Origin of the sequence: Streptomyces sp. NPDC048269 (assembly GCF_040652395.1) — a bacterium.
GTDB lineage: Bacteria > Actinomycetota > Actinomycetes > Streptomycetales > Streptomycetaceae > Streptomyces.
Genome location: NZ_JBEZLW010000002.1, coordinates 324,425 through 346,011 on the forward strand (window position 1 = coordinate 324,425; position 21,587 = coordinate 346,011).

20 protein-coding genes and 1 riboswitch are annotated in these 21,587 nt (G+C 73.3%); of the genes, 12 read left to right on the forward strand and 8 right to left on the reverse strand.

Going from position 1 to position 21,587, the window contains the following annotated elements; all coding sequences use genetic code 11:
- Positions 1 to 262: 262 nt before the first annotated feature.
- From AB0D48_RS03630 to AB0D48_RS03645, 4 genes are all read left to right on the forward strand, one after another.
- Positions 263 to 814, forward strand: a complete 552-nt coding sequence (locus AB0D48_RS03630; RefSeq protein WP_362390322.1) for a carbonic anhydrase — start codon at positions 263 to 265, stop codon at positions 812 to 814.
- 137 nt (positions 815 to 951) lie between these two features.
- Positions 952 to 1,962, forward strand: coding sequence for a MoxR family ATPase (locus AB0D48_RS03635; RefSeq protein WP_362390324.1), 1,011 nt, complete (start codon positions 952 to 954; stop codon positions 1,960 to 1,962).
- Complete coding sequence (locus tag AB0D48_RS03640) at positions 1,962 to 3,323, forward strand: DUF58 domain-containing protein (RefSeq protein WP_362390326.1); 1,362 nt, start codon at positions 1,962 to 1,964, stop codon at positions 3,321 to 3,323. Before AB0D48_RS03635 ends, AB0D48_RS03640 begins: the two co-directional genes overlap by 1 nt.
- On the forward strand, positions 3,320 to 5,737 hold the full coding sequence (locus AB0D48_RS03645; RefSeq protein ID WP_362390328.1) for a transglutaminaseTgpA domain-containing protein: 2,418 nt from the start codon (positions 3,320 to 3,322) through the stop codon (positions 5,735 to 5,737). The genes AB0D48_RS03640 and AB0D48_RS03645 overlap by 4 nt, the downstream gene beginning before the upstream one ends.
- A gap of 762 nt (positions 5,738 to 6,499) precedes the next feature.
- On the opposite strand, the gene AB0D48_RS03650 is transcribed toward AB0D48_RS03645, so the two are convergent.
- Genes AB0D48_RS03650 through AB0D48_RS03660 form a run of 3 tightly spaced genes read right to left on the reverse strand, consistent with a single transcriptional unit; the run spans position 6,500 to position 10,105 of the window.
- Positions 6,500 to 7,135, reverse strand: coding sequence for a TetR/AcrR family transcriptional regulator (locus tag AB0D48_RS03650; protein ID WP_362390330.1), 636 nt, complete (start codon positions 7,133 to 7,135; stop codon positions 6,500 to 6,502).
- A 29-nt stretch (positions 7,136 to 7,164) separates the two neighbouring features.
- The gene (locus AB0D48_RS03655; protein ID WP_362390332.1) at positions 7,165 to 9,258 is read right to left on the reverse strand and encodes a YhgE/Pip domain-containing protein; all 2,094 of its coding nucleotides are present in this window, start codon (positions 9,256 to 9,258) and stop codon (positions 7,165 to 7,167) included.
- Positions 9,230 to 10,105, reverse strand: a complete 876-nt coding sequence (locus tag AB0D48_RS03660; protein WP_362390334.1) for an ATP-binding cassette domain-containing protein — start codon at positions 10,103 to 10,105, stop codon at positions 9,230 to 9,232. Before AB0D48_RS03660 ends, AB0D48_RS03655 begins: the two co-directional genes overlap by 29 nt.
- Before the next feature lie 172 nt (positions 10,106 to 10,277).
- Here AB0D48_RS03660 and AB0D48_RS03665 point away from each other — a divergent pair, with 172 nt between their 5' ends.
- From AB0D48_RS03665 to AB0D48_RS03685, 5 genes are all read left to right on the forward strand, one after another.
- A complete protein-coding gene (locus AB0D48_RS03665) occupies positions 10,278 to 10,772 on the forward strand; it encodes an SAV_6107 family HEPN domain-containing protein (protein WP_362390337.1) in 495 nt (164 codons plus the stop codon).
- Between the two features lie 88 nt (positions 10,773 to 10,860).
- A complete protein-coding gene (locus AB0D48_RS03670) occupies positions 10,861 to 11,619 on the forward strand; it encodes a methyltransferase (protein WP_362390339.1) in 759 nt (252 codons plus the stop codon).
- Positions 11,620 to 11,880: 261 nt separating this feature from the next.
- Positions 11,881 to 12,282: a DUF3040 domain-containing protein gene (locus AB0D48_RS03675; RefSeq protein WP_362390341.1), complete on the forward strand. Its 402-nt coding sequence runs from the start codon at positions 11,881 to 11,883 to the stop codon at positions 12,280 to 12,282.
- A 100-nt stretch (positions 12,283 to 12,382) separates the two neighbouring features.
- Positions 12,383 to 13,009, forward strand: coding sequence for a DUF4126 domain-containing protein (locus AB0D48_RS03680; RefSeq protein ID WP_362390342.1), 627 nt, complete (start codon positions 12,383 to 12,385; stop codon positions 13,007 to 13,009).
- Positions 13,010 to 13,113: 104 nt separating this feature from the next.
- A complete protein-coding gene (locus AB0D48_RS03685) occupies positions 13,114 to 14,529 on the forward strand; it encodes an NAD(P)/FAD-dependent oxidoreductase (RefSeq protein ID WP_362390344.1) in 1,416 nt (471 codons plus the stop codon).
- Between the two features lie 13 nt (positions 14,530 to 14,542).
- On the opposite strand, the gene AB0D48_RS03690 is transcribed toward AB0D48_RS03685, so the two are convergent.
- From AB0D48_RS03690 to AB0D48_RS03710, 5 genes are all read right to left on the reverse strand, one after another.
- The gene (locus AB0D48_RS03690) at positions 14,543 to 15,424 is read right to left on the reverse strand and encodes a hypothetical protein (RefSeq protein WP_362390346.1); all 882 of its coding nucleotides are present in this window, start codon (positions 15,422 to 15,424) and stop codon (positions 14,543 to 14,545) included.
- 51 nt (positions 15,425 to 15,475) lie between these two features.
- The gene (gene metF, locus AB0D48_RS03695) at positions 15,476 to 16,390 is read right to left on the reverse strand and encodes a methylenetetrahydrofolate reductase [NAD(P)H] (protein WP_362390348.1); all 915 of its coding nucleotides are present in this window, start codon (positions 16,388 to 16,390) and stop codon (positions 15,476 to 15,478) included.
- A gap of 117 nt (positions 16,391 to 16,507) precedes the next feature.
- On the reverse strand, positions 16,508 to 17,176 hold the full coding sequence (gene thiE, locus AB0D48_RS03700) for a thiamine phosphate synthase (RefSeq protein ID WP_362390350.1): 669 nt from the start codon (positions 17,174 to 17,176) through the stop codon (positions 16,508 to 16,510).
- A 77-nt stretch (positions 17,177 to 17,253) separates the two neighbouring features.
- A complete protein-coding gene (locus AB0D48_RS03705) occupies positions 17,254 to 17,619 on the reverse strand; it encodes an Rv2175c family DNA-binding protein (RefSeq protein ID WP_362390352.1) in 366 nt (121 codons plus the stop codon).
- Positions 17,620 to 17,686: 67 nt separating this feature from the next.
- Positions 17,687 to 18,907: an FAD-dependent oxidoreductase gene (locus AB0D48_RS03710; protein ID WP_362390354.1), complete on the reverse strand. Its 1,221-nt coding sequence runs from the start codon at positions 18,905 to 18,907 to the stop codon at positions 17,687 to 17,689.
- Positions 18,908 to 18,988: 81 nt separating this feature from the next.
- Positions 18,989 to 19,101: riboswitch (TPP riboswitch) on the forward strand.
- Between AB0D48_RS03710 and thiO the strand changes: the two genes are divergently transcribed.
- From thiO to AB0D48_RS03725, 3 genes are all read left to right on the forward strand, one after another.
- On the forward strand, positions 19,099 to 20,268 hold the full coding sequence (gene thiO / locus AB0D48_RS03715; RefSeq protein ID WP_362390356.1) for a glycine oxidase ThiO: 1,170 nt from the start codon (positions 19,099 to 19,101) through the stop codon (positions 20,266 to 20,268). Its footprint overlaps the riboswitch before it by 3 nt.
- Complete coding sequence (thiS, locus tag AB0D48_RS03720) at positions 20,265 to 20,483, forward strand: sulfur carrier protein ThiS (RefSeq protein ID WP_362390358.1); 219 nt, start codon at positions 20,265 to 20,267, stop codon at positions 20,481 to 20,483. The genes thiO and thiS overlap by 4 nt, the downstream gene beginning before the upstream one ends.
- A gap of 5 nt (positions 20,484 to 20,488) precedes the next feature.
- The gene (locus tag AB0D48_RS03725; RefSeq protein ID WP_362390360.1) at positions 20,489 to 21,283 is read left to right on the forward strand and encodes a thiazole synthase; all 795 of its coding nucleotides are present in this window, start codon (positions 20,489 to 20,491) and stop codon (positions 21,281 to 21,283) included.
- The last annotated feature ends 304 nt before the right edge of the window (positions 21,284 to 21,587 follow it).

Consider the following 21,587-nt stretch of genomic DNA (forward strand, 5'->3'; position numbering starts at 1 on the left):
CGGAGTGTTACCAAGGGGCCGGGCGGCCGGTCAGGGCCGGGCTCCGGCCGGTTCGCGCCACTTTAGTGCAACGGTCGCCGGGGTCAACGAACCGCCTCGCGCGCCGTGCACGTCTCTCCCACCGAACCGGCAAAAGCCGCGAATCACCCGGTCGGCCGCGCCCTCCCCACCCCTGTGGGTTAGCTCACAACATGACGCGTTGACCTTCTTTGTCCACCCTCACTCGCTGCCTTTGCGAGCGGTGAGCACTAACGTCGTACTCATGACGACTTCCGCATCCCTGCCCGCCGACTCCGCCCCCCTGGAAGCCGGCGACGGCTCTGTCACCGACCGGCTGGTCGCGGCGAACCGTCGGTACGCCGCGGAATTCACCGATCCCGGCATGGACGCCCGGCCCGTCCTCCACGTGGCCGTCGTGGCCTGTATGGACGCCCGCCTCGACCTCCACAAGGCCCTCGGCCTCGAACTCGGCGACTGCCACACCATCCGCAACGCGGGCGGCGTGGTCACCGACGACACCATCCGCTCGCTCACCATCAGCCAGCGGGCGCTGGGCACCCGTGCGGTGATACTCATCCACCACACCGGCTGCGGTCTCGAATCCCTGACGGAGGACTTCCGGCACGAGCTGGAGGACGAGGTCGGCCAGCGCCCCGCCTGGGCCGTGGAGGCCTTCCGGGACGTGGATCAGGACGTCCGGCAGTCCATGCAGCGGGTCCGGACCAACCCCTTCCTGCCCCACCGGGACGATGTGCGAGGCTTCGTCTTCGATGTGCACACCGGCCTCCTGCGGGAGATCGATCCCAGCTCTTGAGTGACACAAGGCCTTGACGCCGTCAACAATGCGGGGAGGCACCGCCCGGGAACCCTCCGGGTCCGGTGTCCGTGTTTCGGGGTGGGCCGGTCATGCGCCAAGGGCGTCGGCCCTGGAATTGGGCCGAGGAGAACCAGGTGACGACGTATGACGACCGAGCGAGCCTCGCGGATCTGACCAGCACGGCGGAGCGGGTGCGCCAGTCGGTCGAGAGCGTGATCGAGGGCAAGCCCGAGGTCGTACGCCTCGCGCTGACCGTGCTGCTCGCCGAGGGGCACCTGCTGATCGAGGACGTCCCCGGCGTCGGCAAGACCATGCTCGCCAAGACACTGGCGAAGTCCATCGACTGTTCGGTGCAGCGCATCCAGTTCACGCCGGACCTGCTGCCCTCCGACATCACGGGCGTCAGCATCTACGACCAGCAGCGCCGCGAGTTCGAGTTCAAGCCGGGCGCGATCTTCGCGCAGATCGTCATCGGCGACGAGATCAACCGCGCCTCGCCGAAGACGCAGTCGGCGCTGCTGGAGTCGATGGAGGAGCGCCAGGTCACCATCGACGGCACGACGTACGCGCTGCCGAGCCCCTTCATGGTCGTCGCCACCCAGAACCCGGTGGAGATGGAGGGCACCTACCCACTGCCCGAGGCCCAGCGCGACCGCTTCATGGCCCGGGTCTCCGTCGGCTACCCCAGCCCCGAGGCCGAGCTCCAGATGCTCGACGTGCACGGCGGGCTCTCCCCGCTGGACGACCTGACGTCCGTCGCGCACGCCCACGAGATCGTCAAGCTCATCGAGGCCGTCCGCGAGGTGTATGTGGCAGACCCGGTCCGGCGCTACGTCGTCGACCTGGTCTCCGCCACCCGCAGCCACCCGGACCTGCGCCTGGGCGCCTCGCCCCGGGCCACCCTGCACCTGCTGCGCGCCGTGAAGGCCTCCGCCGCGCTCGCCGGCCGGGACTACGTGCTGCCCGACGACGTCCAGGCACTGGCCGGGCCGGTCCTCGCGCACCGGCTGCTGCCCACCGCCCAGGCCCAGCTGAACCGGCGCACCGCCGAACAGGTCGTCGGCGAGATCCTGCAGCGCACCCCGGTCCCGGCCGCACACGCCCGCGGCGAGATGCCGCCCGGCGCGGGCATCCGGGGCTTCTGATGAGCGCCGGTGCCCCGCGCGGCGCCGGCGGCGGACTGCGCACGTCGCTGTCCGGCCTGACCACCCGCGGCCGCTCCTTCCTGGCCGCCGGGATCGCCGCCGCCGTGTGCGCGTACGTCCTGGGACAGGGCGAACTGCTCCGGGTCGGCCTGCTGCTCGCCGTACTGCCACTGATCTGCGTCTACGCCCTGCACCGCACCCGCCACCGGGTCTCCGGGAGCCGTCGGCTGACCCCGGGTCGGGTGCCCGCGGGCGCCGAGGCGCGGGTGCAGCTGCGCATGGACAACGTCTCCCGGCTGCCCACCGGTCTCCTGATGCTCCAGGACCGCGTGCCGTACGTCCTCGGCCCGCGCCCGCGCTTCGTCCTGGACCGGGTCGAGCCCGGCGGCCGCCGCGAGGTGTCCTACCGGGTCCGCTCCGACCTGCGCGGCCGCTACCCGCTGGGCCCGCTCCAGCTGCGACTGACCGACCCCTTCGGACTGGTCGAGCTGACCCGCTCCTTCAGCACCTACGACACCCTCACCGTCATACCGCGCACCGAGCCGCTGCCGCCGGTGCACCTCACCGGCGAGTCCTCCGGCTACGGCGACGGCAGCCGCCGTTCACTGGCCCTGGCCGGCGACGACGACGTCATCCCGCGCACCTACCGGCGCGGTGACGACCTGCGCCGGGTGCACTGGCGCTCCACGGCCCGCTACGGCGAGCTGATGGTCCGCCGCGAGGAGCAGCCGCAGCGCAGCCGGGCCACCGTCCTGCTGGACACCCGGCAGGTCGCCTTCGACGGCGCCGGTCCCGACTCCGCCTTCGAGTGGGCCGTCTCCGGGGCCGCCTCGACCCTGGTGCACCTCCTGGAGCAGGGCTTCTCGGTCCGGCTGCTCACCGACACCGGCGACGCGGTGCCCGGCGAGGGCGGCGGTGGCTTCTCCTCCGGCAGGCACGAGTCCGCGGAGGCCGCCGGGCTGATGATGGACACCCTCGCGGTGGTCGGGCACTCGGACGGCGCCGGGCTCTCCCGGGCCTACGACGCGGTGCGCGGCGGCGGGGGCGGCGGTTTCGGCGCGGCCGGCGGTGACGGGCTCCTCGTCGCCTTCTTCGGCGACCTGGACGACGTACAGACAGAACTGGCGGCCAAGATGCGCCAGCGCACCTCGGGTGCGGTGGCCTTCGTCCTGGACAGCGCGACCTGGGGCGGGCTGCCCGCGCCGGGGCAGGCCGTGCCCCCGCTGGAGGACCGGCTGCGCAGGCTGCGCGACGCGGGCTGGACGGCGCTGGCCGCCCCGCCCGGCGTGGCCTTCGCCGAGCTGTGGCGGCACGCCGGGACCACCGCTTTCACCACGGGAACCTCCGGAGGCCGGGCATGAGCGGACGCGCGAGAATCACGCTGTTCGCGGCACTGGCGACGCTGCTCACCTCCTGGTCGCTGGTCCCGCTGGTCGAATCGACCACCTGGCTGCCCCAGGCGGCACTGCTGCTGGGCGTGCAGTGCGCCGTGGGGGCAGGGGCCCGGCGGGTGCCGCTGGCGCGGGCACTCACCGTGGCGGCGCAGCTGCTGGTGTCCCTGCTGCTGCTCGTCATCCTCTTCGGCGGCAAGGGCGGCTCCACCGGGACCGGGCCGATGGCGTACCTGGTCACGGACTTCGGCGCGCTGTTCCGGCAGGGCGTGCAGGACGTGAGCACGTTCGCGATCCCGGCCCCGCTGACGGACGGCATCCGGCTGTTGCTGGTGACCGGGGTGCTCCTCATCGGGCTGCTGGTGGACCTGCTGGCGGTGACCGCGCGGACGGCCGCCGCGGCGGGACTGCCGCTGCTCGCGCTGTACTCGGTGGCCGCGGGCCTGTCGGGCGGCGGGGACGCCTCCTGGATCTCCTTCCTGCTGGCGGGCTGCGGGTACCTGATGATGCTGCTGGCCGAGGGCCGGGACCGGCTCGCCCAGTGGGGCCGGGTCTTCGGCGGGGGCCCCCGCGAGGGGGCCTCGTCCACCTCCGGCCTGGGTCCGGTGGGCCAGGTGACGGCCCCGGTGCGGACCGGCCGGCGGATCGGCGCGGTGGCCCTGGGCCTGGCGCTGGTCGTGCCGGCGGCGCTGCCCGCGCTGGGCGGCGGGCTGCTGGGTCCGGGGGGCGAGGGCGAGGGGTCCGGCAGCGGGGCGGGCGGGACGATCTCCGCGGTGAACCCGCTGGTCTCCCTGCAGAGCAACCTGAACGCGCAGGACAACCGGGTGGTGCTGAAGTACCGCACGGACAACCCGCAGCGGGGCGACCAGTACCTGCGGATCCTGGCCCTGGACGAGTTCAACGGGGTCAAGTGGGAGGCCTCCGGGCGGGCCCTGACCGATGTGCCGGAGCGGATGCCCAGTCCGCCCGGGCTCGGCGGCCCGGTGCTCCAGTCCGCGACCGAGGTGCGCACCAGCGTCTCGGCGGCGGACACCTACACCCAGCGCTACCTGCCCATGCCTTACCCGGCGACCTCAGTAGAAATCGGCGGGAAGTGGCGGTTCGAGCCGGCCGGCCGGACCCTGGTCGGGGACCAGCTGGGCAAGGACAGGTTCCAGAACGTCCAGGGCGCGATGTACACGGTCCACAGCCTGCTGCTGAAGCCGACGGCGCAGCAGTTGCAGAAGGCTCCGGCGCCGGACCCGGCCATCAGGGCCGAGTACACGAAGCTGCCGGACAATCTGCCGCCGGTGGTCGGCGACACGGCCCGCTCGGTGACGCAGGGCGCGAAGGACGACTACACGCGGGCGGTGAAGCTCCAGGACTTCTTCGCCGTGAACGGTGGTTTCCGCTACAACACGAAGACGGCCTCGGGCACGGGCCCGCAGGCGGTCGCCCGCTTCCTGGCCGACAAGGAGGGCTTCTGCATCCACTTCGCCTTCTCGATGGCGGCCATGTCCCGGTCGCTGGGCATCCCGGCGCGGGTGGCGGTGGGCTTCACCCCGGGTGACGCGCAGTCGGACGGCAGCATCAACGTGTCGATGCGGGACGCGCACGCCTGGCCGGAGCTGTACTTCGAGGGGGTGGGGTGGACGCGGTTCGAGCCGACCCCCCGGTCGGGCATCACGGTGCCGGACTACTCCCGGCCGCAGGTGCCGACGGCCCAGCCGTCCGCGCCGGCGCCGCTGCCGTCGCAGAGTGCGGTGCAGCCGTCGGCCGCGCCGTCGAAGTCGGACGACTGCCCGCCGGAGGCGAAGAAGCTCGGCGAGTGCGGGGCGGCCGCGCCGCAGCAGAACGCGTCCGGTGGGGGCGGGCCGTCGGTGACGGCGGTACTCGGCTGGACGGCGGGTGTGGCTGCGCTGTTGGGCCTGCCGCTGCTTCCGCTGCTGTGGCGGAGCCGGCTGCGGGCCCGACGGCTGGGGACCGGGGAGGTGGCGGCGGCCTGGCGGGAGCTGGGTGACGCGGCGTGGGACGTGGACGTGGTCCCGGACGATGCCCTGTCGCCACGGCGGGCTGCGGCTCGGCTCGTGGAGCTCGGCCGTCTGGAGCCGCAGGCCGCGGGTGCGGTGCACCGGGTCGCGGGTGCGCTGGAACGGGCCCTGTACGCGCCGCCGGGCGCGGAGGTCTCGTACCCGGGGCTGGCGGACGACGTCCTGCTGGTCCGTGCGGGCCTGCTGGCCGGCGTCGGCCGGCGCGCCCGTCTCCGTGCCCTGCTCCTGCCGCGCTCGGCAGCCCGCCTGTCCTGGGCCCTGACCCGGCGCTGGTCGGCCCTGACCTCGTCGGTCGCCACCCGCGTGCAGACCCTGCGGCTGCGGCTGCGCCTGCCGCTGCGAGGCCGAGGCTGAGCGGGCGGGGTGGGGCGGTCCTCGCGGCCCCTTCCCCCCCGCCCCTCGGTACGGACGGCTCCGCACGTGCGGGCGCGGCCCGAACCCGCGCCTCGATCGCCGGCGCGTCTCAAAGATCCGGGGCTCCGCCCCGCACCCCGCGCCTCAAACGCCGGCGGGGCTGGATTTCGGCTGATGCCGCCTGCTCGGCGCACGCACGTTCCTCCCGCGGGGGCACTACCTGGCCCCGCCGATGACTGAGGCGCAGGGTCCGGGAGGGAACCCGATCTTTCAAGCCGCCGGCATGTGAGGCGCGGGGTCCGGGGCCGAGCTCCGATCTTCAGCCCCGCCGGCGCCGGTGGCGCGGGGTCCGGGGCCGAGCCCCGACCTTTCAGCCCCGCCGGCGCTTGAGCCGCAGGATCCGGGGCCGAGCCCCGGCAACGGCGCGGCAGAGGCACCGGAGCGGCGGCCGACCCCGCCGGAGGCGGCCGGCATCCGCGGACGCGCGAACGCGGCGAGGCTCGATCCCCCCGAGCCCCGCCGCGCCGCGTACCGCGTCACGGAGGAGGTACCCGGTCCGCTCCGCAGCCCCGTGTCGGCGGTGCGGACCGGGTCTCCTGTCCGTTGCCCCCAGTCTGGCGTCCACGCAGGTGGGGGCCCATCCGCGCACGTACTCATTTCCGTGCCTAGGTACGGATACTCAGTCGGCGCGGCAGGCCCCACCAGTTGTACGGGCTGCACAGCCCCTGCGGCACCGCCGACTGGGGGTCGGGCGGCCCTGCTTCAGCGGTTCCCGCTGACGCGGCCCCGCAGCAGCAGCGACAGCGCCGAGTGCACGTCGTCGAGGGACCGCTCGCTCTGGAAGGACTGCCAGTCCAGGGCCGCCACCAGCACCATCCCGACCATCGCGGCGGCGGTCAGCGGCACGTCGATCTCGGCGCTCAGCTCCCCCCGCTCGACGCCCTCCCGCAGCACCGTCTCCACCACGGCCACCGCCTCCTGCCGGACGACCATCAGCGTGGACTGCCACGCCCGGTTGGTCCGCCACAGCTCGGCGACGTAGAGCTGGGTGAAGGCCGGGTACCGGTCGATGAAGACGAGACCGGCGCGGATCATCGCGTCGAGCGCCTCGACGCGGCTGCCGCCGCGCGCCTCCGTCTCCTCCGCCGCCGTCCGCAGCGAGGCGGTCAGCAGCCCGACCCCGTGCCGCAGCAGCTCCTCGAAGAGGTCGTTCTTGCTCGCGAAGTTGTAGTAGACGGTGCCCTTCGCGACGCCCGCGCGCTCGGCGATCTCCTCGACCGTGGTCGCGGAGAACCCCTGCTCGGCGATGAGGGTCACGGCCGCCTCGTAGAGCTTCTGGCGGGTGGCCTGGCGGCGGCCGCCGCCGGCGGCCGTGCCCGTCCCGGTGCTGCTTTCCATGGCGCTGATTCTCACAGGTCAACGGCTCCTTACAGACTCAGTTCCGGGTGGAGCCGGTCCATGGTCCACACCTGCTTGCCGCGGGCGGCGAGCGCGGTGAGGGCGAGGGCGCCCGCGGTGAAGGCCGCCAGGACCGCGCAGCCCTGCCAGACGGAGGTCAGGTCGCCGCCGGTGATGAGGTGGCGCAGGCTCTCGACGACGTACGACATCGGCAGGTACGGGTGGATGTCGTTGAAGAAGTCCGGGCTGGTCTGTACGGGGTAGGTGCCGCCCGCCGAGGTGAGCTGGAGCATCAGGACGGCGAGGACCAGGATCCGCCCGGCGGCGCCGAACTTGGCGTTGAGCCACTGGACGATCGCCGCGAAACAGCCGGTGACCAGCATCAGGAAGCCGATGGTGAGGGCCGGGTGGGCCATCTGCAGGCCGAGGTCCGGGGCCCAGTGGAGTACGGACATCAGCAGGGCGACCTGTGCGGCGCCGATCCCCACGACGGGCAGCCAGCCCGCGAGGGCGATCCGCCAGGGCGAGGCACCCGCGGCCAGGGCGCGCCGGTTGAGCGGGGCGATGAGCATGTAGGCGACCATCGCGCCGACCCAGAGGGAGAGCGGGATGAAGTACGGGGCGAAGCCGGTGCCGTAGTTGGGCGCCTTGTGCAGGGACTGGTTGGCCAGCCGGACCGGGTCGGCCATGACCTCGGTGCGGGCGTCGCGCTGCTGCTGGTCGTAGTCGGGGATCTGGCCGGCGCCCTTGTGGAGGCCGTCGGCGAGGTCGCGGTTGCCGTCGACCAGCTTGTACATGCCGCCGTCGAGGGTGTGGGCGCCGTCGCCGAGCTTGCCGACGCCCTCGGTGAGGGCGCCGGAGCCGGTGGTGGCGGAGCCGAGGCCGGTGTGCAGCTGGGCCATGCCGGCGGCGACCTTGTGGGCGCCGGCGTTGAGGGCGTTGACCTTGGCGACGGCCGCTTCGAGGTCGCCCGCGAGCTGGGGGGCCTTGTCGACGAGTTCGCGGGCCTTCTTCTCCAGGTCGGTCAGCTGGGTGCGGAGCTTGGTGACGTCGCCGTTCGCGTTCTTGACCAGGGTGCTGACGTCCCCGGTGAGTTCGGCGGCCTCGGCGGCGTCGTCCTTGATCTTCTTCAGGTCGGGGCAGGAGGCCAGGTGGGGTTCGAGGCCCGGGGTGAGGCAGTGCTTGGTGTAGTACGCGTCCGCGCCGGCGGAGGCCTTCTTGGCGGCCGCGGCCGCTGCGGGGGCCTTCTCGGCGAACGTGTCGAGGTGGTTGTTCACCACCTTCGCGGAGTCGGCGACCAGTTCGGCGGTGTCCGCCAGGTTCTTGGGGTCCTTGACGAAGGGGCGGGCCTTGTCTGCGGCCCCGTTGACCTTGTCGGCGAGGGTCTGGGTGCCGTCCGCGACGTCCTTCGAGCCGGTCTCCAGCTTGGCCGCGCCCGAGTTGAGCTTCTTCAGGCCGCTGTTGAGCTCGCCGGTCTTCTCCTCGGCCGTGTCGAGGCCGTCGGCGAGTTCCTTCGCACCCTGCTGGGCCTTGCCCGCCCCGTCCTTGAGCTTGTCGGCGCCGTCGGCGGCCTCGGCGGTCTTGTCGTGCAGGTCGGAGAAGTTGACGAATATCTTGTCCAGGAACCCGCGGGAGGCGTTGGTGGACGCCGCAGAGCGGACCTCGGAGAAGACGGTGCGCGAGATCGAGCCGACGATGTAGTTGTTGGCGTCGTTGGTGCGCACCTGGAGGGCCCCGGTGGTGGGGTCCTCGCCGGAGCTGGAGGCGATCTTCGCGCTGAAGTCGGCCGGCATGGTGAGCGTCAGGTAGTACGTCCCGTTCTCCAGCCCCTTCGCGGCCTCCTCGGCGCTGACGTCGCGCCAGTCGAAGGTCTTGCTGTCGTGGAGCTTCTGCGTGATCGCGTCGCCCGCGTCGAGGCGCTTGCCGTCGACGGTCGTGCCCGTGTCGGCATTGACGAGGGCGACGGGCACCTTGTCGAGGCGGCTGTACGGGTCCCAGAAGGACCAGAGGTACAGGGCTCCGTAGAGCAGCGGGAGCAGGAGCAGCGCGACGAGAGCGGCCCGGGGCAGCTTCCCCCGCCCGAACCGCTTCAGCTCAAGCGCGGCCAGCTTCGGCGAGCGCATCGTCCGCCCCCTTCGTTTCTTCGGTGTCGTTCTCGGTGTCGGTGCCGGTGTCGGGGTCGCTGTCCGCTTCGGTGCCGGTGTCGGTCTCGGCATCCTCGGCGGCGGCCGCGTCCGCTGCCGGGGCTGCGTCTGCGGTCGGCGCGGCCGGTTCCTGGGGGCCGGTCCGCACGACGACGGCGTCGTCGGGGGCCTCGCTGCACACCGCGAGGACGGTGGTCCCGCCGGCCGCGATCGAGCGGAGCAGGACCCAGGCCTCGGTGCGCTCGGCGTCCGAGAGCTTCAGGTCGAGGTCGTCCAGGGCCAGCAGCCGCGGCGAGCCCAGCAGGGCGATGGCCACGGACAGCCGTACGGACTCCAGGCGTTCCAGGTCCCGTACGGAGGTGCGCGGCCCCTTGGGCAGCGCGGCGAGGTCCAGCCCCGCGGCGTCCAGAGCGGCGTCGATCCGGGCCCGGGCGTCCGCCCGCCGCTCGGCCGGAGGGCGCAGCAGGGCGCGGACCGGGCCGTCGTAGTGGCGGTGGAGCAGGGCGCCCTCGCGCAGTTGTTCGGCGACGGTCAGGGCCTGGTCGAGGTCGGTGACCCCGGAGACCGGGCCGAGGGCGGCGATCCGGCGGACGGCCGACATGTGCTTCGGCAGCCGGTGGCCGCCGACCTCGGCGTGGCCCGCGGTGGGTTTCATCCGTCCGGTGAGGGCAAGGAGCAGACAGGTCCGGCCGGTGCCGGAAGGGCCTTCGACCGCGATGAGCGAGCCGGGAGCCGCGTCGATGCCGACCCCCCGGAAGGCCCAGCCGCGCGGTCCCCTGAGTCCGAAGTCCTCGGCTTTGACGGCCGCGCCGTGCGGGCTGTCCACGCCGTCCCCCCTTCTTTTGAACTGACCGGTCAGTTCAAAAACTACCACCTTCCGGCGCAGCAAGTGCGCAACGAGGGGCAATTGCCCCGGGATTGACCGCGAAGCCGCAGGTCAGAGCGATTGTCAGTGGGGCCCGTCACGATGGTTGGAACGCATCGACAGGAGGTTCGTCATGGCCACACCGTCCCCGTCCCCTGTCCACCCCGTCCTGCGGCGGTCGGCAGCGCCCCCGGCCGCCCTCGACCTGCTCGCCAAGGCCCGCGCCGGCCTGGCCGAGGCCGCCCGGCTGACCCGGCCCAACGAGCGGTACGCCACCGCCCACCTCGCCGCGCTGCGCACCGCCGCGGCCGTGCTCGCGGCGCGCGGACGCCCCGAGCCGGTCGCCCCGCGGCGCCGGCCGCGGATCCGGAGCGCGTGGGAGGTGCTGCCGGAGATAGCGCCGGAGCTGACCGAGTGGAGCGCGCTCTTCGCCTCCGGCGCCGCTCGCCGGGCCCGGGCCGAGGCGGGCATAGCGGACGCGGCGACCGGGCGGGACGCGGACGATCTGGTGCGTGCCGTCGAGATGTTCCTGCGCCTGGTGGAACGGATGCTCGCGATCCAGCCACCGCAGCAGACGCTGCCGCAGGGCGTGCCGCAGCCGCGCCCGGAGCGTCCGGACGCGGGATGAGCTGACCGGCCGCGTAAGGCAATAGGGTGGGGCGGGGCGGGGCACTGACCGCTCCCCCCTTCCCCACCGCGCCGAGGAGCCATCAGCCGTGTCGGACACTTCCCGCCCCCGCGCCTCCCTTCGCACCGCCGTGGTGTGGGAGGTCCTCAAGGAGGCGCTCGACCGCCGGGTGAAGGCGACCGGGCGGGACGTGCTGGACGTGCTGGACACCGGTGGCGGCACCGGCAAGTTCGCCGTGCCGGTGGCCCGCCTGGGCCACCGGGTCACCGTGGTCGACCCCAGCCCGAACGCGCTGTTCGGACTGGAGCGCCGGGTGGCCGAGGCCGGCGTCGCCGACCTGGTCCGCGGAGTGCAGGGCGACGCCCAGGGCCTGTTGGACGTCGTCGAGCGCGACGCCTACGACGTGGTGCTCTGCCACGGCGTTCTGGAGTACGTGGACGACCCGGCCGAGGGCGTGGCCAACGCGGTGGCGGCCCTGCGCGCGGGCGGCACGCTCAGCCTGCTGGCCGCCGGCCTCGGCGGGGCCGTGCTCGCGCGCGCCCTGGCCGGACACTTCACCGAGGCGCGTACCGCCCTCACCGACCCGGCCGGCCGCTGGGGATCCGGCGACCCGGTGCCGCGCCGCTTCACCGCCGAGCAGCTCTCCGAGCTGGTCGGCGGGGCCGGGCTGGCGGTCGGCGGCGTGCACGGCGTGCGGATCTTCGCCGACCTCGTTCCGGGAGTCCTGGTGGACACCGAACCGGGCGCCGTGGAGGCGCTGCTGCGTCTGGAGGAGGCCGCCGCGGAGCTGCCCGCCTTCCACGCCGTGGCCACGCAACTGCACGTGCTGGGCGAGAAGCGGGCCTGATCTGCGATCTTCCGCGCATGGAGTCCGCCACACACCCTCCGAACCGGCGGTCGGCCCCGTATGATCGGGGCAGTGACCGGCATGGTGGACGGACCATTGGGGAATGAACGCCTCAGGGACCGCTCCCGCGGCGGTACGGGTTTCAAGGGCTGTGTGAACAGCCTGGCGTAGAGGGCGGGTATCACGGGGGCGATTCCCCGCCTATCCTGAAGGGGACCCCTGGTCGCTCCCCCCCGCGACCGACGGATGAGGAGGACTCCCGTGCCGCTCTCGGAGCACGAGCAGCGAATGCTCGAGCAGATGGAGCGAGCGCTGTACGCCGAAGATCCCAAGTTCGCGACAGCGCTTGAGGGCAGCGGACTGCGCACGTACACCCGGCGACGGGTCTACCAGGCAGTCGTAGGCATTCTGGTGGGCATCGCGCTCCTCATGACCGGTGTGATCGTGCCGAACGTACTGTGGATCAGCGTGGTGGGTTTCCTCGTCATGCTGGGCTGTACGGTCCTCGTGGTCACCGGTTGGCGCAAGGCACCCAAGCCTGGCGAACAGCCCGTCTCCGGAAGTGCAGGCGGTTCGGCCCGTGGCCAGAACCGGCAGCGTCGGTCGATGATGACCCGCATCGAGGAACGGTGGCAGCGCCGCCGTGACGAACAGGGGCAGTAGCCCCGGACATCGTGGGTGAGGGGACGGCCGCCGTGCGGCCGTCCCCTCACCGTTATGCGTTGTGCCCGTCAGCGCACCCTTTCTGCGGCATGATGATCGAATGAGTGTGCTCCCCCTGGTCTTCACCAGCGGCTGGGCCAGTGGGATCAACGCGTACGCCGTGGTCCTCCTGCTCGGCATCTTCGGCGCGACCGGCCTGTCCGACGAGGTCCCCGCGTCGCTGCAACGCACCGACGTGCTGATCGTCGCCGCGGTGCTGTTCCTCTGCGAGGCGGTCGCCGACAAGATCCCGTACGTGGACACGGCCTGGGACTCCGTCCACACCGTGATCCGCCCGGTGGCCGGGGGCGTCGTCGGCGCGCTGCTGGCCGGCCAGAGCGGTTCGCTCTCCGACATCACCGCCGGCGTCGTCGGTGGCTCCACCGCGCTGGCCAGCCATTTCGTCAAGGCCGGCACCCGGATGGCGATCAACACCTCGCCCGAGCCGCTCAGCAACGTCGCGATGAGCATGGCCGAGGACCTCGGCGTGGCCGCGATCATAACTTTCGCGATGTTCCACCCCGTGGCCGCTGCGACCATCGCGGCCGTCCTGCTGGCCGCCGGGCTGGCCATACTGATCTTCCTCTGGACCCGGATCCGCCGCTTCCTGCGCCGCCGTGCCCAGCGCCGCGAGGAAAAGCGGCTGGCCGCCGAGGCGCGCGAGGCCACGGGCGCCCCGCCCCGCTGACCACCCGCCCCGGCCAACCCTGACGAGTCGCCCCGGCCAACCAGCCGACCAGCCGCCCGACCACCCCGCCGATCACCGCCCACGGCCTCGATAGGCTCAGCCGCATGGCACGAATTGCGGTGATCGGCGCCGGGATGGGCGCGATGGCGACGGCGGCCCGGCTGGCCGTGGCAGGGCACCAGGTGACGGTGTACGAGCGCGCGGAGACCTACGGCGGCGCGGTCGGCCGGTACGAGCGCGAGGGCTTCGCCTACGACACCGGGCCGGGCCTGCTGCACCTGCCCGCCGTCTACCGCGACCTCTTCGTGAAGACCGGCAAGCGGCCCCTGGAAACCTGCGTCGACATGGTCCAGGCCGACCCGGCCGTCCGGCACGTCCTCCCCCGCCACGGCGTCGACGTCACCCTCCCCGGCGCCTCGCACGGCGGTGTGGCCGCAGCTCTCGACGAGGCCTTCGGCGCGGGCGCCGGCGAGCGCTGGAACGCCGTTCTCGGCCGCGCCCGGGACGCCTGGGACGCCACCCGCCGCCCGCTGCTGGAAGAGCCGCTGCGCGCCGACCGGCGGGCGCTGTCCGACGACCCGTACCCCGCGCTGCGCCGGAGCGGCCTGCTGCGCCGCCGCCCGCCGACCCTCGCCGAGGTGGCCGACCGGGAGCTGGGCGGCGGCCTCGGCGAGCTGCTGACCGGCCTGGTGCGCGCGTACGGGATCGATCCCGGCCGGGCGCCCGGCTCGGCCGCCGTGCTGCCGTACATGGAGCAGACCTTCGGCAGCTGGTACGTCCGCGGCGGGATGCGGGCGCTGGCCACCGCCGTCCACGAGCGCTGCCGGGAGCGGAACGTGGAGTTCGTCTTCGAGGCGGAGGTCCGGGAGGTCCTCGCGCCCCTGGGCCGGGCGGCCGGTCTGCGGCTGGCCGACGGCGGCGAGGTGACCGCCGACTCCGTCGTCTGCGGGATCGACCCGCGGCTGCTGCCGGCCGCCTCCCTGCCCTGGCCGCCGGAGGCGGTCCCCGCCCGCGGGGAGGGTCTGTCCAGCCGCCTCACGCTCTTCCTCGCGCTGCGCGGTGCCCGCCCCTCCGACGCCGTCCACCGCACCCTGGTGCACTCCCCCGGTCTGGACGTCACCGTCCTGCGCCCCGACGACCCCGCCACGCGCCCCGACGCGGACCACGAGGCGGTCACGGTCAGCGCCGTGTGCGGGCCCGGGGGCGCGGGGCCGGAGGAACTGCTGGAGCTCGCCGGGAAGGCCGTACCGGGGCTGCGGGAGCGGCTGCTGTGGCACGAGGTGCGTACCGCGGCCGACGTGGAGGCGGCGACGGGGGCGGTGGGCGGCGCGGTGCCCGCGCCCGCCCTCGCCGGGGCCGGGGGCCGGCTGCTGTACCCCGCCAACACCACGGCCCTGCCGGGGCTGTACCTGGCGGGCGGCTGGGCGCACCCCGGCGGCGGGCTGGCGCACGCCGGGATGACCGGGGCCCTGGTGGCCGGGCTGATCGTGGAGGGCGCGGGATTCCGCGGCTCCCAGTGACCCGCCGGCCCGCTCAGTAGCGGTACTGCTCGTACTCGCCCTGCTGGGGGTACGGGTACTGCTGTGGCTGCTCGGCCTGCTCCTCCGCCGGATAGGGCTGGCCGCCCGCGTCGGTGGACCGCTGCTGCGGGACCCAGACCCCGCCGGGCGGCGTGTCCATGGCGTACTGCTGCTGCCCGTAGTCGGGGTACTGGGTGTAGGCCGAGTAGTCGTAGGCCGCGGGCGGGCCGACACCGCCGCCGGTGCCGATGTAGGGGTCCGAGTAGGCGGCGTAGACCTGCTGCTGATCGCCCGTCGGATAGCCGGCGGAGTAGTCGTACCCGCCGCCCTGGTTCTGCTGGTCGTAGAAGGCCGCGTACTGGTGGGCGTCCTGCTCCGCCGTGGTGAACGGAGAGCCGAACGCCGCCGTCTGGCCCGCGTCGGGAGCGGGCGCGAAGCTCTGTATCCCGTAGGAACCGGTGTCCTCGGGCATCGGCTGCGGGTTGTAGACCTCTTCGGCCTCGGCCTCGGCTCCGGCCTGGAACTGCCGCTGCTCCCCGGCCCCGTCCGCGTCCTCGTACTCCAGCGCGGTGACTTCGAGCGCCGGTTGCGGGCGCGGGCCGCCGGAGCGGCGCCGCCGCGACTGCCGTACGGGTTCCCCACCGCGGCGCAGCGCCCAGCCGGCCACGAAGCCCTTGCGGAAGGAGAGCGTCACCAGGGTCTGGCCCAGGGCGAACGCGGCCGCGCCGGCGCCGATGACCAGCACCGACGGCAATATCACCCCGGCGACCACGCCGAGGAAGCCGGCGAAGGCGAGCAGGCGCCAGCGGAGCCGGGCCTTGTACTGCATCAAGACCTCGGCAAGCAGCCACAGCGCGACGAAGCCGAACGCGATGTAGAGGACCGTCATACCCATGCATGGCCCCTCTCGGTACAGCCGACCGCGTGGGAAACGGGGGCCAGCCGGTCAGGCCCGCTGGTGCAGGCCCAGGTTCTCGTAGATCTCGAGAGTCGCCGTGGAATTGTTCAGCGTGATGAAGTGCAGCCCTGGGACACCCTCGGACAGCAGCCGCGCGCAGAACTCCGTGGCGAACTCGATGCCAATGGAGCGTACAGCGGCCGGATCGTCCTTGACCGCGAGCATGCGCTCTTTCACGTCCGCGGGGAAGACCGCGTTGCTGAGTTGGGGCAGCCGGTCGAGCTGCTTGATCGCCACAACAGGCATGACCTCGGGGATGATCGGAGTCTCGCAGCCCGCCTTTTCGACGCTGTCGCGCAGCCGCAGATAATTCTCCGGATCGAAGAACATCTGTGTGATCGCATAGTCCGCTCCGGCGCGGCACTTGTCCACGAAGTGCTGGATGTCCGTGTCCCAATCCATCGAACGCGGGTGCATCTCGGGGAAGGCCGCGACGCCGACGCAGAAGTCGCCGGACTCCTTGACGAGCCGGACCAGATCGGCCGCGTAGTGCACGCCCTCGGGGTGTGCCACCCACTCGCCCATCGGGTCGCCCGGCGGGTCTCCGCGCACGACGAGCATGTTCCGGATCCCGGCGTCTGCGAACTGCCCGATGACATTGCGCAGCTCAGCGACCGAATGGTCCACGGCGGTGAGGTGTGCGACGGGGGTCAGCGTGGTGTCCGCGGCGATCTGCTGGGTGGCCCGGACGGTGCCGCCGCGGGTGGAGCCGCCGGCTCCGTAGGTCACGGAGACGAAGCTGGGGGATACCGCCTCGACCCGGCGCAGGGCGTTCCAGAGGTTGCGTTCGCCCTTCTCCGTCTTCGGGGCCCAGAACTCGAACGAGTACGAGCGCCCGGACACGAGGAGGTCGCGGACCGTGTGCGCACGATCCGACCAGGTGGAAGCGGTACCAGAGGCCATACGGGCAGGTTAGACGCGGCCCGGCGGACACCGAAGTACTGTCCGCCCTTTGGACACGTTTTTGGACACCTGGTCGCGCGGCACCACCCGGGCGATTTCCGAATCCGCAAGGGCGCGCTACGGCTGTTGGGGTGTTCCGGGTGGCCGGGACTCAGCCGTCCGGGCCCGGACGCGCTTGGCCAGCTCCGCCGCGGCCGCACCCGGGTCGGTGGCCTCGGTGAGGGCGCGGACGACCACGACGCGGGTGGCTCCGGCGTCCAGCACCTCGTCCAGATTCGTGCTGTCGATGCCGCCGATGGCGAACCAGGGCCGGACCTGCTCCAGGGAGGCCGCGTACCGGACGAGCCCGAGGCCGGGGGCGAAACGGCCGGGCTTGGTGGGGGTGGGCCAGCAGGGGCCGGTGCAGAAGTAGTCCACGCCGGGCTCGGCGACGGCCGCGTCGACCTCGGTCTCGGCGTGGCAGGAGCGGCCGAACAGCACCTGGTCGCCCAGGATGGCGCGGGCAGCGGGGACGGGGATGTCGCCCTGGCCGAGGTGCAGGACGTCGGAGCCGATCGCGTGCGCGACGTCGGCGCGGTCGTTCACGGCGAGGAGCTTGCCGTGGCGCCGTGCGGCCTCGGCGAAGACCTGGAGGTGTTCGAGCTCCTCCCCGGCCTCCATGCCCTTGTCCCGGAGCTGGACGATGTCCACGCCGCCGGCCAGCACGGCGTCCAGGAACTCGGGGAGGTCACCCTGGCGCTTGCGGGCGTCCGTGCAGAGGTAGAGCCGGGCGTCGGACAGCTGCATGGGTGTACCCCCGGGGACGGAAGCGGTGTACGAGCCCTGCGGGCCCGTACACCGCGGTGGAGCGGATGCGGATCAGGTCAGAGGGCGAGCGCCTGAGCGCGGCGCTTCACCTCCGTGCCGCGATTCTCGCTCAGCGCCTGCACGGGGGTGCCGGGCAGGGTCGGGTCCTCGGTGAAGAGCCACTCCAGGATCTCCTCCTCGGTGAAGCGGTCGTCGCGCAGCACGGTCAGCAGGCCGACCAGGCCCTTGACGACCTTGTCGCCGTCGATGAAGGGGGCCGGCACTTGCAGGGAGCGGTTCTCGCCCCGGCGTACGGCGATCAGCTGCCCTTCCTTGACCATCTGGCGGACCCGGGTCACCTCGACGTTCAGCATCTCCGCGATGTCGGGGAGGTACAGCCACGAGGGGACAAGGGCATCGATCTTTGCGTCAATCTCGGTCACGGGTACAAGCCTGCCATCTCGGACCGGCGCCCGGTACCGGAGCCGCCCGTCCGTGGCCGGGCCCGGACTACAGGGGGGCCGACTTCAGGGGAACCGCCGGGTCGGCGACCTTGGCCGGGTCCACCCGGGCCCCCGTCTCGATGAGCTTGCGGCCCTGCGCCAGGTCGCGGGGGCGGCCCACGGCCAGGACCGCGACCAGCACGCCGTCGCGCAGCCAGCACACCGACCAGGTGGGGCCGGCCGGGTCGCCGCGCCGGAGCAGGGTGTCGGCCGCGGCGTGGTGGCCTGCGTACTGGACGAAGCGCCCGAACTGCTCCGACCAGAAGTACGGCACCGGGTCGTAGACCTGGACCGGTTCCCCGGCCAGGATGTTCGCCGCGACCGCCCGGGGGCCCTGGAGCGCGTTGTCCCAGTGGTGCACGAGCAGCCGCGTCCCGTAGCGGGCCGACGGGAAGGAGGCGCAGTCGCCGACCGCGTACACCCCGGGCAGGGAGGTACGCAGGTACGCGTCGGCGGTGACCGAGCCGTCCGGGCCCAGTTCCACGCCGGTCCCGGCCAGCCACCCGGTGGCGGGGCGGGCTCCGATGCCCACCACCACCGCGCCGGCCGGCAGGGCGCGCCCGTCCGCGAGCAGCACCCGGCCCTCCTCGGTCCCGGCGACCTTCGCGCCGGTGATCAGCTCGGCGCCCGCCTCCTCGTACCAGCGCGCCATCGGGGCGGCGACCTCCGCCGGCAGCGCCCCCGCCAGGACCCGGTCCGCCGCCTCGACCACGGTCACCTCGCAGCCCGCCTCCCGGGCCGCGGTGGCGAATTCCGCGCCGATCCAGCCCGCGCCGACGACCACCGTCCGGGGCGCCTCCGCCAGGACCGGGCGCAGCCGCGCCGCGTCGTCCAGCGTCCGCAGCAGGTGCACGCCGGGGACGCCCTCCGTGCCGGGCAGGGTCAGCGGCACGGCGCCGGTGGCCAGTACGAGGACCTCGTAAGGGACCGGTCCCGCCTCGGTGTCCAGCTCGCGCTCGGCGGCCCGCAGCCCGGTGACCTCCGTGCCGAGCCTGAGCCCGATGCCGAGTCCTTCGAAGTCCACGTCGAAAGCGGAGTCCTCGGCCTTGCCGAGCAGCACCGCCTTAGACAGCGGTGGCCGGTCGTAGGGCTGGTGGGGCTCGGCTCCCAGCAGGGTCACGGGGCCGGTGAAGCCCTGCTCCCGCAGGGCTACCGCGGTCTGCACGCCGGCCATTCCGGCGCCCACGATCACGACGCCGCTCGGGTTCTGCTCCGTCTGCTCACTCACCCGGCCACCCTAATCACCTGACGGGCCGCCAGGAATAGGTGCCGCCTTACCCACTGTCCGCACCGGGGTTAGTCTGGCCACCGTACCTATCGCGGGAGTCCGGGCGCACCGGGCTGAGAGGGAGGCTGGCCGGCCTCCGACCGTACGAACCTGATCCGGGTCATGCCGGCGAAGGGAGGGGCTGGACGCCCATGCATTCTTCTCTGAAGGGATCCGACGTCCTCGTCATCGGGGGCGGGATCATCGGACTCGTCACCGCCTGGCGGGCGGCCCGGCGGGGCCTCGGCACCGTACTGGCCGACCCGGCCCCCGGCGGCGGCGCCGCCCAGGTCGCGGCCGGGATGCTCGCGCCCGTGACCGAGCTGCACTACGGCGAGGAGGCCCTGCTGGGCCTGGGTCTCGCCTCCGCGGCGCGCTATCCGGAATTCGCCGCCGAGCTGGCCGAGGCGAGCGGCGGCCTGGACATCGGCTACCGGGCCTGCGGCACCCTCGCCGTCGCCCTCGACGCCGACGACCGGCTCCACCTGCGGGAGCTGCACGCCCTGCAGCGCCGCTGCGGCCTGGAGTCCGAGTGGCTCACCGGCCGTGAGTGCCGCCGGCTGGAGCCGATGCTGGCCCCGGGGGTCCGGGGCGGCCTGCGGGTGGACGGCGACCACCAGGTCGACCCGCGGCGGCTCTCGGCCGCCCTGCTGGCCGCCTGCGAGGGGGCCGGCGTGACCGTCCACCGGGCGGCGGCGGAGCGGCTGCTGGTCACCGCCGACCGGGCGGCCGGGGCCCTGCTCGGCGACGGTACGGAGGTGCGCGCGGACCAGGTGGTGCTGGCGGCGGGCTCGCTCAGCGGCCGGCTGGCGGGCGTACCGCCGGAGGTGGTGGCCCCCGTACGGCCGGTGAAGGGCCAGGTGCTGAGGCTCTCGGTGCCTTCCGCCCGCGCGCCGTTCCTGTCGCGGACGGTACGGGCGGTCGTGCGCGGCAGCCACGTGTACCTGGTCCCGCGCGAGAACGGTGAACTCGTCGTGGGCGCCACCAGCGAGGAGCTCGGCTGGGACACCACGGTCACCGCGGGCGGGGTCTACGAGCTCCTGCGCGACGCCCATGAGCTGGTGCCCGGCATCACCGAACTCCCGCTCACCGAGACCCGCGCGGGACTGCGGCCGGGCTCCCCCGACAACGCCCCGCTGCTCGGCCCGACCGACCTGCCCGGCCTGCACCTGGCCACCGGGCACTACCGCAACGGGGTGCTGCTGACCCCGCTCACCGGCGACGTACTGGCGGAGCTGCTGACCACCGGCGAACTGCCGCCGATCGCACGCCCCTTCACCCCCCGCCGTTTCTCCGCCGCACGACAGGAGTCGTACGCATGACCCTCCCCGTCTCCGTCTCCGTGTCCGTCAACGGCGAGCCGCGCGAGGTCGCGGCCGGCACCACGCTCGACGCGGTGGTCGCCACCCTGACCGCGGCGCCCTCCGGCGTCGCGGCCGCGCTCAACGAGACCGTGGTCCCGCGCGGGCGGTGGCCGCTCACGCCGGTGGGCGAGGGGGACCGGGTCGAGATCCTCACCGCGGTCCAGGGAGGCTGACGGCCATGGCAGACGACCTCTTCGTCCTCGGCGGCCGGACCTTCTCCTCCCGCCTGATCATGGGTACGGGCGGCGCCCCGAGCCTTGACGTCCTCGAACGCGCCCTGGTCGCGTCCGGCACCGAACTCACCACGGTGGCCATGCGACGGCTGGACCCGACGGTCCAGGGATCCGTCCTCTCCGTCCTGTCGAAGCTGGACATCGCGGTCCTGCCGAACACGGCGGGCTGTTTCACGGCGGGCGAGGCCGTGCTCACGGCGCGGCTCGCGCGGGAGGCGCTGGGCACCGACTGGATCAAGCTGGAGGTGGTCGCGGACGAGCGGACCCTCCTGCCCGACGGCGTCGAGCTGCTGGACGCCGCCGAGGTCCTGGTGGACGAGGGCTTCACGGTCCTCCCGTACACGAACGACGATCCGGTGCTCGCGCGGAAGCTGGAGGACGTGGGCTGCGCGGCGATCATGCCGCTCGGGTCCCCCATCGGGTCGGGGATGGGCATCCGCAATCCGCACAACTTCGAGCTGATCACGGAACGGGCGTCCGTCCCCGTCATCCTGGACGCGGGGGCCGGCACGGCCTCGGACGTGGCGCTGGCGATGGAACTCGGCTGCGCGGCGGTGATGCTGGCGTCGGCCGTGACGCGGGCGCAGGATCCGGTGCTGATGGCTGCGGCCATGCGGGACGCGGTGTCGGCGGGCCGTCTCGCCCATCGCGCGGGGCGCATCCCGCAACGCCGGTTCGCCGAGGCCTCGTCTCCTGCGGAGGGCCGCGCCGCCCTCGACCCGGAACGCCCGGCGTTCTGACCTGCGCCGGGGCTCCGCCCCACCCCCCGACAGCGCTCCGCGCCCGCGCCTCACACGCCGGCGGGGCTGAAATCGCCCTACGGCCAGTCCGGCCCCGCCGAGCACAACCCGCCCCGTACGGGGACAACCCAGCCGGTTCAGGCGCAAGTCAACCTGTTCGGGCACAACCCAGCCGGTGCGGGCACAAGTCGGCCCGTGCGGGCACAAGGCAGCCCCGCCGGCGTTGGAGGCGTGGGGCGCGGGGCGGAGCCCCGGTCCTTGAGCCGACGGTCACGTCACAGGTGCGCTGCAAGGCACCGGGCGG